The 14,102-nt window shown below is 69.7% G+C and carries 12 protein-coding genes; 11 read left to right on the top strand and 1 reads right to left on the bottom strand.

Translation table 11 applies throughout. The features are described 5' to 3' along the window. Positions 1-43: 43 nt before the first annotated feature. From ACWPXK_RS27025 to ACWPXK_RS27000, 6 genes are all read left to right on the top strand, one after another. Positions 44-1,474, top strand: a complete 1,431-nt coding sequence (locus ACWPXK_RS27025; protein WP_454198983.1) for an MFS transporter — start codon at positions 44-46, stop codon at positions 1,472-1,474. A gap of 328 nt (positions 1,475-1,802) precedes the next feature. Next, complete coding sequence (gene pheS, locus ACWPXK_RS27020) at positions 1,803-2,864, top strand: phenylalanine--tRNA ligase subunit alpha (RefSeq protein ID WP_051022338.1); 1,062 nt, start codon at positions 1,803-1,805, stop codon at positions 2,862-2,864. A 33-nt stretch (positions 2,865-2,897) separates the two neighbouring features. Beyond that, entirely contained in the window at positions 2,898-5,402 is a 2,505-nt protein-coding gene (gene pheT / locus ACWPXK_RS27015) for a phenylalanine--tRNA ligase subunit beta (protein WP_454198982.1), read from the top strand. Positions 5,403-5,745: 343 nt separating this feature from the next. Further along, positions 5,746-6,513 carry an alpha/beta hydrolase gene (locus ACWPXK_RS27010; RefSeq protein ID WP_454198981.1) on the top strand — a complete coding sequence of 256 codons (768 nt, stop codon included), beginning with the start codon at positions 5,746-5,748 and terminating at the stop codon, positions 6,511-6,513. A gap of 37 nt (positions 6,514-6,550) precedes the next feature. Next, positions 6,551-7,069, top strand: coding sequence for a PspA/IM30 family protein (locus ACWPXK_RS27005; protein WP_454198980.1), 519 nt, complete (start codon positions 6,551-6,553; stop codon positions 7,067-7,069). Positions 7,070-7,113: 44 nt separating this feature from the next. Continuing rightward, entirely contained in the window at positions 7,114-8,139 is a 1,026-nt protein-coding gene (locus ACWPXK_RS27000; RefSeq protein ID WP_454198979.1) for a hypothetical protein, read from the top strand. A 168-nt stretch (positions 8,140-8,307) separates the two neighbouring features. On the opposite strand, the gene ACWPXK_RS26995 is transcribed toward ACWPXK_RS27000, so the two are convergent. Next, a complete protein-coding gene (locus tag ACWPXK_RS26995; protein ID WP_454198978.1) occupies positions 8,308-8,820 on the bottom strand; it encodes a DUF3558 domain-containing protein in 513 nt (170 codons plus the stop codon). A 465-nt stretch (positions 8,821-9,285) separates the two neighbouring features. Here ACWPXK_RS26995 and ACWPXK_RS26990 point away from each other — a divergent pair, with 465 nt between their 5' ends. The 5 genes from ACWPXK_RS26990 (at position 9,286) to ACWPXK_RS26970 (ending at position 14,052) form a co-directional block, all read left to right on the top strand. After that, positions 9,286-11,727 (top strand): sensor histidine kinase, encoded by a 2,442-nt coding sequence (locus tag ACWPXK_RS26990; protein ID WP_454198977.1) that lies wholly within the window; start codon positions 9,286-9,288, stop codon positions 11,725-11,727. Positions 11,728-11,795: 68 nt separating this feature from the next. Further along, the gene (locus tag ACWPXK_RS26985) at positions 11,796-12,224 is read left to right on the top strand and encodes a roadblock/LC7 domain-containing protein (protein ID WP_454198976.1); all 429 of its coding nucleotides are present in this window, start codon (positions 11,796-11,798) and stop codon (positions 12,222-12,224) included. Continuing rightward, positions 12,221-12,655: a DUF742 domain-containing protein gene (locus tag ACWPXK_RS26980; protein WP_454198975.1), complete on the top strand. Its 435-nt coding sequence runs from the start codon at positions 12,221-12,223 to the stop codon at positions 12,653-12,655. Before ACWPXK_RS26985 ends, ACWPXK_RS26980 begins: the two co-directional genes overlap by 4 nt. A 16-nt stretch (positions 12,656-12,671) precedes the next feature. Next, positions 12,672-13,229, top strand: a complete 558-nt coding sequence (locus ACWPXK_RS26975) for a GTP-binding protein (protein ID WP_454198974.1) — start codon at positions 12,672-12,674, stop codon at positions 13,227-13,229. Between the two features lie 403 nt (positions 13,230-13,632). Continuing rightward, on the top strand, positions 13,633-14,052 hold the full coding sequence (locus tag ACWPXK_RS26970; RefSeq protein ID WP_454198973.1) for a VOC family protein: 420 nt from the start codon (positions 13,633-13,635) through the stop codon (positions 14,050-14,052). Positions 14,053-14,102: the final 50 nt, after the last annotated feature.

Raw genomic sequence — 14,102 nt, 5'->3', positions numbered from 1 at the left:
TTCGTGGCGATTAGTTATCAGTCAATTACAACAAGGACTGGACATGACCGAAACTCTCGAATCCGCGGCCGCGACGCCGGTCGTGGCGCCCGCGCGGACGATCGGCGGGGGCAGGCTCGCCGCCGTCCTGGCCGCCGTCGGCATCCCGATGTTCATGGTCACGCTGGACAACCTGGTCGTGACGAACGCGCTGCCGGTGATCCGCACCGAACTGGGGGCGTCGCTGGCCGATCTCCAGTGGTTCGTCAACGCGTACACGTTGTCGTTCGCCTCGCTGCTGCTCACCGCCTCCGCCATCGGCGACCGGTTGGGCAGGCGCCGGATCTTCCTGCTCGGCATCGCGCTGTTCACGCTGGCGTCCGCCGCCTGCGCGCTGGCGACCGAGCCGGGCATACTGATCGCCGCACGCGCGGTGCAGGGCTTCGGCGCGGCGGGCGTGATGCCGCTGTCGCTGACGTTGCTGTCGGCGGCCGTTCCGGAACGGATGCGCAACGCGGCCATCGGTATCTGGGGTGGGATCGCCGGCCTCGGTGTCGCGCTCGGGCCGCTCGTCGGCGGTGCGGTGGTGGACGGGCTGAGCTGGCAGTGGATCTTCTGGCTGAACGTGCCCATCGGCCTGCTGGTGTTGCCGTTCGCGGCGCGGGTGCTCGCCGAATCGCACGGCGGCAGCCGCCGCCTCGATCCGATCGGCTTGCTGCTGTCGGCGGGCGGCGTGCTCGCGCTGGTGTGGGGCGTCATCCACGGGGCCGACGACGGCTGGACCTCCGCGAGCGTGCTGTCCGCGCTGATCGGCGGCGCCGCGCTGCTGGTCGGCCTGATCGGCTGGGAACTGCGCACGCCGGAGCCGATGCTGCCGCTGCGGCTGTTCGGTTCCCGTGCCTTCAGCGTGAGCAATGTGGTCGGCTTCGCCTTCTCGGTCGGCGTGTTCGGGTCGATCTTCCTGCTCGCGCAGTTTTTCCAGGTGGTGCAGGGCTACAGCCCGCTGGAATCGGGTGTGCGCACCATGCCGTGGACCATGGCCCCGATGGTGGTGGCGCCGATCGCGGGTCTGCTGGTGGACCGGGTCGGCGCGCGCACGTTGATCACCACGGGGCAGGTGCTGCTGGCCGCCGCGCTGGCCTGGATGGCCGCGATCACCACCGTGGACATCGGCTACGGCTCGTATGTCGCGCCGTTCCTGCTCGCGGGCGTGGGCATGGGGCTGACCTTCGCGCCCGCGTCGACCATCGTGATGGCCAGCGCGGCGCCGGAGGACCAGGCCATGGCCTCGGGTACCAACAACACGGTCCGGGAGGTCGGCGTGGCGATGGGTGTCGCGGTGCTCGCGTCGGTGTTCGCCTCGTCCGGTTCCTACTCGGGGCCGCAGAGCTTCGTGGACGGGCTGGTGCCCGCGGTCTGGGTCGGCGCGGCGATCGTAGCGGCTGGTGCGCTGGTGTCGCTGCTGTTGCCCCGGCGGATCACTGCCGCACGCTGACCGCTGGCCGAGAGCCGGGCCCCGGGCGATGTCCTGGGCCCGGCGTGGTCGCTCCGTATCCTGAGCTCGACCATGGAAGCACCTCTGAGCTGGTGATTCATCGTCGGAGACTTCGGTCGGATCGGGGCGAGCCCAGGCGTCTCGACGCGGGCGAGGGTGCAACCAGCCTGCTAGCACACGGCGCGGGAGCCGCGGCAGGTAATCCGGGTGAATTGCTTATAGTCAATTCAATAGACTTTGCTGAATCCAATTTGGTTCCACCACCAGCAATGCGGGTCGGCAATCAGCTGTGCCCGCGAACCGATCCCCAGGGGAGAGACGGAGCATCGTGGCCGACGACATCGACGCAGGCGAGCAGAACGCGGCGCTGACCGAGGAGGCACTGGCCGCGGCCGCGGCGGCCGCCGAGAAGGCGTTCGCCGCTGCCGCCGACCTGGATGCGCTCGCGGTCGCGAAAACCGAACACCTCGGCGCCAAGGCGCCGCTGGCGCTGGCTCAGCGCGCTTTGGGTGGCCTTCCGAAGTCGGAGAAGGCCGACGCGGGCAAGCGGGTCAACCTCGCCAGAGGCAGAGTGTCCGAGGCATTCGAGGCCCGCCGCGCCACGCTGCTGGCCGAGCGCGATGCGGCCGTGCTGGTCGCCGAGGCCATCGACGTGACGCTGCCCGCGCGCCGCACGGCGGTGGGCGCCCGGCATCCGATCACGGTCATCTCCGAGCAGATCGCCGACGTGTTCGTCGCGATGGGCTGGGAGGTCGCCGAGGGTCCGGAGGTGGAGACCGAGCACTTCAACTTCGACGCGCTGAACTTCCTGCCCGACCACCCGGCGCGCACCATGCAGGACACCTTCCACATCGCGCCGGAGGGTTCCCGGCAGGTCCTGCGCACGCACACCTCTCCGGTGCAGGTGCGCTCGATGCTGGAACGCGACCTGCCGATCTACGTGGTCTGCCCCGGCCGCACGTTCCGCACCGACGAGCTGGACGCCACGCACACCCCGGTGTTCTCCCAGGTCGAGGGCCTGGCGGTGGACAAGGGCCTGACCATGGCGCACCTGCGCGGCACCCTGGACGCGTTCGCCAGGGCGCTGTTCGGTCCGGAGACCCGCACGCGCATGCGCCCCAACTACTTTCCGTTCACCGAGCCCTCCGCCGAGGTCGACGTGTGGTTCCCGGACAAGAAGGGCGGTCCCGGCTGGGTCGAGTGGGGCGGCTGCGGCATGGTGAACCCGAAGGTGCTGATCGCCAGCGGGATCGATCCCGAGGTGTACAGCGGGTTCGCGTTCGGCATGGGCTTGGAGCGCACTCTGCAGTTCCGCAACGGCATCCCGGACATGCGGGACATCGTGGAAGGGGACGTGCGTTTCACGCTGCCCTTCGGTATCCGGTCCTGACCCCACCCTTCGATCGAGAGAGCGAAACGTCAAGTGCGAGTAGCGCAGTCCTGGCTGACCGACATCATCCAGCGCACCAACCCGGAGTGGTCGGTGACGCCGGAGGAGCTCGACGCGGGATTCGTCCGGGTCGGGTTGGAAGTCGAAGAGGTCGACAAGCTCCAGCGCGTCGACGGCGCGGACGACCGGCCGCCACTGGTGGTCGGCCGGGTCGCCGAGATCACCGAGCTGACCGAGTTCAAGAAGCCGATCCGCTTCTGCAAGGTGGATATCGGCGCGTCTGAGCTGCAGGAGATCATCTGCGGCGCAAGCAATTTCGCGGTCGGTGACCTGGTGGTCGTGGTGCTGCCCGGCGGTGTGCTGCCGGGTGGATTCCAGATCACCTCGCGCAAGACCTATGGCCGTGTCTCCAACGGCATGATCTGCTCGGTCGCCGAACTCGGCATCGGCAAGGACCACTCCGGCATCCTGGTGCTGGAGCCGGGCACCGCCGAGCCCGGTACCGACGCCAACGAGCTGCTCGGCCTGGACGACACCGTCATCGAGCTGAACATCACCCCCGACCGCGGCTACTGCTTCTCGGTGCGCGGGCTGGCCCGCGAACTGGCCTGCGGTTTCGATCTCGACTACGCGGACCCGGCCGTGCGGACGCTGCCCGACCACGAGCAGGAAGCCTGGTCGATTCAGGTCGAGCCGAGTTCGCAGTGCACCCGCTTCGCGGCGCGCCGGGTCACCGGCATCGATCCGACGGCGGTCAGCCCCTGGTGGTTGCAGCGCAGGCTGCTGCTGTCGGGGGTGCGCCCGATCTCGCCCGCGGTGGACGTCACCAACTACGTGATGCTCGAGCTCGGGCAGCCGCTGCACGCGTTCGACGCGGCGAAGGTGTCGGGCGGCCTGGTGGTGCGCAGCGCGAGCACGGGGGAGAAGCTCCGCACGCTGGACGACGTGGAGCGCGTGCTCGACCCCGAGGACGTGGTGATCGCCGACGATTCCGGCGTCGTCTCGCTGGCCGGCGTGATGGGTGGCGCGAGCACCGAGGTCGGGCCGGAAAGCACCGACATCCTGCTGGAGGCGGCCACCTGGAACCCGCTGCGGATCTACCGGACCGCGCGCAGGCACAAGCTGGTGTCCGAGGCGGGCAAGCGGTACGAGCGCGTCGTCGATCCGGAGATCAACGTCGCCGCGCTCGACCGGGCCGCGAACCTGCTCGCCGAAATCGCGGGCGGCACCATCGAACCCGTGCTCACCGACGTCCGGATCCCCGTTCCCGCCGCGGAGCCGATCCGCATCGACATCGATCTGGCCGATCGCGTCGCGGGCGTCATCTACCCGACCGGGACCTCGGCGCGCCGCCTGGCCCAGATCGGCTGCACCGTCGAGGTCGGCGTCAGCGAGACCGGACACGGTCAGCTGGTGGTGACCCCGCCGAGCTGGCGGCCCGACCTGGCCCAGCCCGCCGACCTGGTGGAGGAGGTGCTGCGGCTGGAGGGGCTCGAGCAGATCCCGTCCGTGCTGCCTGCCGCCCCGGCCGGGCGCGGGCTGACCCCGGCCCAGCGTCGTCGTCGTGCGGTGAGCCGCGCGCTCGCGTTCGCCGGTGCCGTGGAGGTCCCGCCGCCGGTGTTCCTGCCCGCCGGTGTGTTCGACACGTGGGGCTTGGACGCCGACGACCCGCGCCGGGTCACCACCCGGGTGCTGAACCCGCTGGACGTGGAACGCGCCGAACTGGCCACCACCTTGCTGCCCGGCCTGCTCGAGGTGGCCGTCCGCAATATCTCGCGGGGTGCGCGTGATCTCGCGATCTACGGCATCGCGCAGGTGGTGCTGCCGGGGCCGAACGTCCGCGCGGTCGAGCCGCTTCCGGTGGACCGGCGTCCCACCGGTGACGAGATCGCCCAGCTGGTCGACTCGCTGCCCGCCCAGCCGGTGCATGTGGCCGCGGTCCTGACCGGCCGCCGCGAGCCGCGCGGGCCGTGGGGGCCGGGTCGCCCGGTCGAGGCCGCGGACGCGTTCGCGCTGGCGGACGCGGTCGCCGACGCGGCGGGCGTCACCATCGAGCGCCGCCCCGTCGCGCACCTGCCCTGGCACCCCGGTCGGTGCGCCGAGCTGGTGGTCGAGGGCGCCGTCGTCGGCTACGCGGGCGAGCTGCACCCCGCCGTGCTGGAGCGTTCGGGTCTGCCGCCGCGTACCTGCGCCGTCGAACTGGACCTGGACGCGCTGCCGCTATGGGAAGCCCGGCCGGTGCCGACGGTGTCGCCGTTCCCCGCGGTGCTCCAAGACGTTTCGGTGAGCGTCGAGAAGACGATTCCGGCGGCCTCGGTCGAGTCCGCGCTGCGCACCGGCGGCGGCGAGCTGCTGGAGGACATCGCCCTGTTCGATGTGTACGAGGGCGCGCAGGCGGGCGAGGGACGCAAGTCGCTCACCTACGCTCTGCGTTTCCGCGCTGCCGATCGGACGCTCACCGAGGACGAGGCGAGCGCGGCACGGGACGCGGCCGTCGCGGCGGCTGCCGACGCTGTCGGCGCGGTCCTGCGCGGCTGAGCTGAGACCCCGCGATCGTGCCGCCCCTGCGGCGGCACGATCGCTTCTCGGGTGCTGCCCGGTAGCTCGATCCAGTCGCTGCGGTGTGCGGCGGCGGCCGCGTTTGTTCTCGAGTCCGCGAACTCATGGGTGGACGCGCTGGGAAACGCTCGCTGCGACCTTCGTAGCGGTGGATTGCCTTGGGCCCAGGATTCTGCCGTCGCTTGCTCCGAGAACCGCGCGGCTCGACGTGGGCAGTCTGCTGCGTCGAAGCTGACGCCGCGATTGTCCGCTGAGCACCGAGCGCGTGTTCTCGCACCACCCGCCTATCGCCCCGCCACCGCCCGGGAGTAAGAACAGGTGCATGCGACATCCGGCCAGTCCGATCCTCAACGCGCTGACCTACCTGCCGGAACGGACGATCGTGCAGACCCCGGCGTTGCTGGGCATGAACTACACCGACCTGTCTGTGACCACCTTGGACGGCGAGGTCTTGCACGCCTGGTGGATTCCGGCGCGGGAATCGGCCGGGCACATCCTGTTCGCGCACGGCAACGCGGGCAATATCGGTGACCGGGTGCCGATCTTCGCGTTGCTGACCGAGGCGGGATTCGACGTGCTGGCCTTCGACTACCGCGGGTACGGGCGCAGCACCGGAAGACCCACCGAGCACGGCACCTACCTGGACGCCCGCGCGGCGCGTGAGGCGCTGCTGGCGCAACCCGGTGTCGATCCGGATCGTGTGCTCTACCTGGGCAAGTCGCTCGGTGGCGGCGTCGTGCTCGAGCTGGCGCAGTATCACCCACCGGCCGGGTTGATGCTGATGTCCACGTTCACCGGGCTGCGTGACGCGGCTCGCTCGGTGTACCCGTTCCTGCCCGCGCCGCTGGTCCCGAACGCGTATCCGAACGAACGCCGCATCCGCGAGCTGCGCGCCCCGGTGCTGATCATGCACGGCGACCAGGACGAGCTGCTGCCGCCGCGGCACGCGGAACGGCTCTACGCCGCGGCCAGGGAGCCGAAACGGCTTGTCGTCTTTCCCGGCGCAGGGCACAACGACCTGATCACGGTCGGCGGCTCGGCCTGGTACGACCTGGTCCGGCACTGGGCGGGCAGCGTGGTCCGGCGGTGAACCGGACACGCTGGTCGCCGCTGCGTAGCCTGGCGTCATGAGTGACAACAGCGATATCGCGAGCCGGTTGGCCGGGTTGCCCGACGCGGAACTGGCGGGTGTCCTGCTGGTCGCGACCGCGGGACGGCCGGGGTTCGCGGCGGTCCACGCGGCGCTGGTAGGGCTGCTCGAGTCGGGTGATGTCGGCCGCACGGCCGATGTGACTCCTGCCACTTCATCTGGGGCGGTTCCGTCCCCCGCGCAGCCGCCGGAAGTATCCGGGCAGGTCGGAGACGTTTTCGCGGTACCGGCGGTACCGGTACCGCCGCCGGGTATCGCCACACCCGCCGAGAGCGGCGGATATTCGGACTCGGGCGTTCCTACTTTCGAGTCGGTGCGCGATAAGGTCGAGCAGCGCTTCGGCACCGCGCAGGGAATGAGCGAACTCGACCGGCAGACTCCCGCGGGCCGCAGCGTGGACGAACAATGGGAGGCACGCGAGAAGGCCGCGCGGGAGCGTCTGGATCGGATTCGGAAATCGTTGCACGGCAACGACATCGATTCAGACCAGCCGTGATCCGGGCCGGGCGAGCCGGACGACGACTGTAATGGATGGATTCGATGAGCGAGCCGCGTGAGATCGCCGAACGGCTGCTGGACGCCCAAGTGGAATTCCTGCTCGCCGAGGTGACCGGCGACCGCTTCGCCGAGGTGATCGCGCGCGACACCGAAGCCGTGCTCGGGGTCGCCGACACGCTGGTCTTCCGGGACATCGTCGAGATCGACCAGGCCAAGGAGACCGTCCGCACCGTCATCGAGCTGATCGGCGGCAGTCCGGTGCTCGCCGACATGGTCGGGGTATTCGCCGATTCCATCTACGACCACATCGCCGAAAATCACGACTACACGCTCGGCGAGGTGGTCGACCGCGAGCCGGTCGAGGCGCTGCTGGAGAAGATCTTCGGCATGCACCAGGCGCAGGAGCGCATCCTGGACCGGCTCACCGAGAGCCCGCTGGTGGCCACCGTCGCCTCGAAGTTCGTGGACAAGCTGATCAACGACTTCATGCAGGCCAACCGGGAACGCGCCGAGAAGATCCCGGGCGTCTCCTCGCTCATGTCGCTGGGCCAGTCCGCCGCCAATCGAGCGAAGAAGGTCGCCGCCGACAGCACCTTCGTGGGTGATCTCGCGGGCAAGGGCGCGCTGTTCGCGCTCAAGCGCACCAACAACGCGATCCGCGAGATGCTGCGCGACGCCCCGGTGCACGACGCCGCGATGGAGTTCTGGGACCTGCACGCCGACGAACCGGTCAGCGGGCTGCGCGAATACCTGACCCAGAAGGATCTCAACGAGCTGGTGCTGCTGTGCTACGAAATCGCTGTCACCACTCGCGAGAAGGAATACTTCGGCCTGCTCGTGGATGAATGCGTCGAGGTGTTCTTCACCAAGTACGGCGATTACACGCTGGCGGCCATGCTGCCCGAACTCGGCCTCTCCGGCGACGACATCGCCAAGGAGATCCTGCGCTACGGCCCTGCGGTGATCGAGGGGGCGAAGCGGGACGGTGTGCTCGCCAGGCTGATTCGCGAGCGCCTCGCACCGTTCTACGCCTCCGACGCGGTGCTCGGCATCCTCGGCTCTGTCTGAGTCCACCAGCGCTGCGTGTTCGCGGCCTCTTCAGGCCGCGAACAGGGGCTGTGCGGTCTCGCTTCGCTCTGCAACGGCGGTGGATGTGGTTGCTGGAGGTCGTTACCGTGGGATCGGCGAGCGCTGCTTGTCGGCAGCGGCTGATCGGAAACCTGCGGACGAGTTCCGTTACATCGGCAGTGCCGGGACGATCGCCGCGCCGACCTCCGCCAGCCGGTCGCAGGGACTTTGTCCTGCGGTCTTGTTGACCAGCGTCAGCTGCAGCAACCCCTGCGCGGCGGAGAACAGCACGTCGCACATCTGATCCTTGGCGGCGCCGTCGACTCGGAACTGGCGGCCCGCGCGTCCGGCGATGGTGACGTCCTGGAACTCGACATTGCCCGGCTTGCGCTCGAACTCGGCCACAGTCCCGCTGGTGGAGAACACGCCGAGGGTGTAGTCGGCGCCCTTCCATCCGCAGATCTCCCAGCCGGGCTGCTTGACGCCGCCGACGCCGACCTGTTCGGTGGCCGGGTCGAGTCCGGCTGTGGTCAGCGCGGTCTCGGGAATGCCGGTGCACGGGTCGAACAGCTGGGCTTGCGTACCGCTGGCGCTCGTGGCCTGCGTGCTGGTCGCGGCCGGTGACCCGCCGGATTCGCCGCCGCCGCAGGCGGTCAGGCCGAGCACAAGTGCTACCGCCATGGGAACCAACGTGATTCGGTGCGCCATCCCGCTCTCTTACCCTTCGGAGTGTCGGGCCGGACTGTATCAGAACCGCGCTAGGGGGTTTGACGCCGGGCGAAGGCGGGTATGACGCAGTGTGATTCGGCATCCGATCGGGTGGGGACGGACGTCGCTTTCGTCGCGCCCGGTAACCCTTCGTTGCCAGTGTGTTTAGAAGTCCGCACAGTGTCCGATTTGTCCGCTTTTCGCGTTGACAGTGGGTAGGCGCTGTGAAAGCTTGCCCTTGTTTTCGTGCGCTCACCGTGGAGCGATCACGGCGGGGCAATCGGAGGAGCCAGGGTGGTGCGGTTACGTCGACGGCCGGAAAATTCCGGCGGCACACGGATTGCCGCGCCCGTCGCCCTCGTCGGTGAACGGCAGGCGTCCAGCAGCGGAATCGTCCGCCCCCGGACCATTCGGGGGCAGCTGGCCCGAATCCTCGTCGTGTCACTGGTTCTGGTGCTCGCGTTGCTGGGCGCCCTGGTCGCGCGGGAGATCGGCGCGTATCGCAAGAGCCGGGACACGGTGGCCGCGGTGTCGCTGGCCCTCGCGGTGCAGGACCTGGTGCACGAGACGCAGCGCGAGCGCGGCCTCACCAACGGCCTGCTCGGCGGCGATGGGCGATTGCGGCAGCCCGTGGACGACCAGCGCGGCGCCGTCGACCGTGCGCTGCGCGACTTGCAACAGGCGATGGCGAGCAACCCGCCCGGCGCGGATCGGGTGCGCTCGGCGGCCCGGCCGCTGACCGACCTGGACGCGACCCGGTCCCGGATCGATGAGCTGCGCACGTCACGGCAGGCGGCCTTCCAGTACTACACCGACGCCATCGACGCGCTGAACCACCTGCCCCTCGGTCTCGACCAGGCGAGCGACCCCACGGTCCGGCACGGTCTGCAGGCGCTCTACGCGCTGGGCGAGGCCACGGAGCAGACCGCGCGGGAACGCGGCTTTCTCAACGGAGTCTTCGCCGCCGACGAGTTCGGGCCCGGAGAGTACGTGCAGTTCCTCGACATCCGCGCGGCCAAGCTGGCCGGTCTGGCCGCGTTCGCCCGCGACGCCACACCGGCCCAGCGATCCCGCCTGGACGCCGCGCTGGACAGTGCGAACGCGGTCGCGGCGGCGGAGTCGGAGAACATCGCGATCGCCTCCAACGGGGGACGGCTGATGCGGCCGGTCGACTCGATCTCCTGGTGGACCAGGATGACCGCGGTGATCGACGAGCAGCGCGCCGTGCAGCAGGCGGTCGGCGCCGATGTGCGGCAGCGCGCCGACGTGTTGCGCCGCACGGCCGCCCTCGTCCTCGGTGCGTTCGTGCTCGCCGCGTTGGCCGCGATCGCGGTGGAGGTGGCGCTGGTCGTCGCCGCGGTGCGCGCGATCGTGCGGCCGCTGGCGACGCTGGCCGCCGACGCCGACGACGTCTCGGGCAGGCGCCTGCCCGACGTGATCGCCGCCTGGCGCACCGGCGCCGACACCCGGCCGGACCCGCCCACGCCGGTGTGCACGCCGCCGGGGGCGAGCGCCGAGATCGCCGCGGTGGCCGGAGCGCTGGACCGGGTGCAGTCCACCGCGTTCGAACTCGCGTCGGAGCAGGCGCTGGTGCGCCGCAACACCACCGAGTCGATGGTGAGCCTGGCCCGGCGCAGCCAGAACCTGGTGCGCCGCCAGCTGAATCTGATCAGCGAATTCGAGCGCGAGGAACTCGATCCCAAGGCGCTGTCGAACCTGTTCGAGCTCGACCACCTCGCCACCCGCATGCGCCGCAACGCCGAAAGCCTGCTTGTGCTGGTCGGCGAGGCGAGCCCGCGCCGCTGGGCGGAACCGATCCCGCTGAGCGACGTGATCCGGGCCGGTTTGTCCGAGGTCGACGACTACCGCAGGGTGGTGCTGCGGCGCATGGACGACGTGCTGATCACCGGGTCGGCGGCCAGCGAGCTGGCGCACATGCTCGCCGAGCTGATCGAGAACGGGCTCGCCTTCTCGCCGCCGGATCTCGAAGTGGAGATCTACGGGCGCGCCGGGCCGGGCGGGTACCTGCTCGCCGTGGTCGATCACGGTGTGGGCATGCCCGCGGAGCAACTGGCCCAGGCCAACGCGCGGCTGCGCGGCGAGCAGGACTTTGTCGTCGCGCCCACCCGCAATCTCGGTCACTACGTGGTCGGCAGGCTGGCCCGGCGTCTCGGCATCGGGGTCGAGCTGAGCGCCTCGCCGGTGAGCGGCATCGTCGCGCGCCTGACGCTGCCACCGGGAATGCTGGAGGCTGCATCGGAACAGCCGGGTGACGCCGTGCGCGAGAACTCTGCCGCGGCCCGAGCCGACAGCGGGGGCGAGTCCGGACGGGCGGCCGCAGCGCCGCACGCCGCGCCGGTCGGACCCGCGCGAGCCGATACCGCTGCGCACCCCGTCGCTTCGGGTACGGCTGTGCGGCACCCGCCCGCGACCGCGGCCGATCGAATCGGTGCGCCACCCGCGTCGGCGATCTCGGCCACGGTGTACTCCGTAGCCGGCACGTCCGCGTATACCCAATTCGTCCCGCCGCGGAGGGAATCGGCGGCCGCACCGATCGTTACCGCGACCGAGACCTTCCATCCCACAGTGGAATCGCACTCCGACGAACCGGTAATTCAGCGCACCAAGAACGGCTTGGTGAAGCGAAACAAGAAGGCCCGCGCGGCTGCCGCGCGTCCCGATCCCGCCGCCGTGCCCCGGCCGCAGCCGGCACCGGCGGTCGACCGCTCGCCTGCGGAGACCCGCAGCATGCTGTCCTCCTTCCGGACCGGGCACCAGCGTGGCGCGCCGGCCCCCGCCGTACTTCCCACCGACATCCGCGCCGTCGATTCGGCGTACGAATTCCAGCCTGCCGTGCCCATCGCAGAGGAGGCTCGATGAGACATGATCGCGCAGCGCTCATCGAGCCGACGGGGTGCGGGAAACCCCCGCAAGATACAGGAGATCCGGTGACCACCCACCTATCGAGCGCCGACCCGCACACGTTCAACTGGATGCTGGCCAACTTCGTCCGCGAGACCGACGGAGTACGGGAAGCGGTCGCGGTCTCGTCGGACGGACTGCTCATCGCGATGTCCGAAGGCTTGGACCGCACCTCCGCCGACCGGCTCGCCGCCATGGTGTCCGGGCTGGTCGGTCTGGCCAAGAGCGCCTCGCGCAGCTACTCGTTCGACGGCCTGAGACTGATCATGATCGAGATGAAGCGCGGGTTCCTGCTCGTCTCGGCGATGGGCGACGGCAGCTGCCTCGGCGTGATCGCCGACAGCGGGTGCGATGTCGGCCTGGTCGGCTACGAGATGGCCGTACTCGCCGATCGCGCCGGCGCACTGCTGGATCCGGCGCTCATCGCCGAACTACGCGAGACGCTACGGCGATGAGACCACCAGAGCTACCTCGGCTGCCGGACCCGCGCATGATCTCCGTGCAGGGGACCTACGGCGGGTTCGGCACGCCGCCGGACCACCCGGCGAACGAATCCGCTGGTGGCGACGAGCAATTCGTGCGGCCCTTCGTCGTCACCGCCGGACGCACCACGCCGCTGTTGGACGGACTGCGGATCGAGACGTTGGTGCGGGCGGAGCCAGGGGCGCTGTCCGCGCCGCTGCGCTTCGAGCAGCGCACCCTCGTGCGGCTGTGCCAGCAGCCGCACTCCATCGCCGAGATCGGGACCGCGCTGCGCGTTCCGATCGGGGTCGCGAAGGTCGTCGTCAGCGACCTGGCCGCCACCGGACACGTGACCGTGCGCGCCGCCGACCAGCTCACCGCCGCTGCCATCGAGAGGATCAGGGACCTTGTCCGGGCACTCTGACATACGAACGCCAACCATGCCGTCCTCGGTGAAAATCGTGGTCAGCGGCGGATTCGGCGTCGGGAAGACGACATTCATCGGGGCCATCTCCGAAATCGAGCCACTGGTGACGGAGGCCGCGATGACCGAAATGGCCGTCGGCCTGGATGATCCGGGACACCGCGAGGACAAGACGCAGACCACGGTCGCCCTGGACTTCGGCCGCATCACCCTGGACGGTTCGCTGATTCTGTACCTGTTCGGCACACCGGGACAGGACCGATTCGTCTTCCTCTGGGACGACCTGGTCGACGGTGCGCTCGGCGCGGTGATCGTGGTGGACACCAGCCGCGTCGACGACTGCTATCCGGTGCTGGACTACTTCGAGGAACGCGGCACGCCCTTCGTCGTCGCGGTCAACCGCTTCGAGGGCAGCGCCCACTTCGACGTCGACGAGGTCCGCGAGGCGCTCGAATTGGAGCGCTGGATCCCGGTGCTGGAATGCGATGCGAGGCAGCGGGATTCGGTCAAGAACGTGCTTGTGTCGCTGCTCGAGCAGGTGCTCCTGCACCGGACGGTCGACCTTCCCGCCTGAGCCGCCGGCGGAGCGCTGCCCACGCTTCGGTCGCTGGTCTGGGCCCTTACCGACCACCTCGGCGGTCGAGTCACAGGTCGCGACGACGACCGGGATATCGACCGTTCGGCTGAACGCTGTGACCGGGGTACGCGGCCGGCGTCTTCGGCTCCGCCGCCGAACTGGGATGCCTGGGGGCCGAACGTCACCGTTCGATCGCGTCCGGGAGATCGGGGTATCGCGGTCTGGCGAGTCCCGCGTAGTGGGGTCCAGCCGGTTGCGAGGACGGCTTCGACAGACTGGCTGACACAGTGCACCGGAGACCTCGCCGCAGTCACCGGACGAACAAAGCTCCACCGATGAATTCGCCGCGCACCCGTCGTCTGTAGTGGTGGCAAGCCCAACGAGCAGAAAGCACAGATTCATGAGCAATGGCAAAGACCTCGCCCTGTCCCACGTCGGCGTGCTGGTCGCAGACCAGGAGAAGGCCCTGGAGTTCTACCGCGACGTGATCGGCCTCGAGGTCCGCGCGGACCTGCCGTTCGCCGGCGGGCGCTGGGTGACCGTCGGTCCGGCGAAGCAGCCGGGGATCGAGTTCATCCTGGAGACCCCCGAGATGGTGCCGGACGACGCGGCCCGCGCGGCGGCGCAGGCGCGCCTGGCCAGCGGCGCGCAGGGCACCCTGATCTTCGTCACCGACGCCGTGGACGCGACCTTCGCCAGGCTGCGCGACGCCGGGGTGGAGGTGACGCAGGAGCCCATCTCGCAGCCGTACGGGGTCCGTGACTGCGGATTCCGCGACCCGTGGGGTAACCACCTGCGCTTTTCCGAACTCCAGGGCTGAGCCGGGACGGTCCGGTGTGGCCCGCGTCGCAGACATTCGCAGACCGGACA

This window comes from Nocardia sp. Marseille-Q1738 (assembly GCF_965283145.1).
Note: the sequence above shows the minus strand (reverse complement) of the source record. Positions and strands in the feature narration are given on the sequence as shown.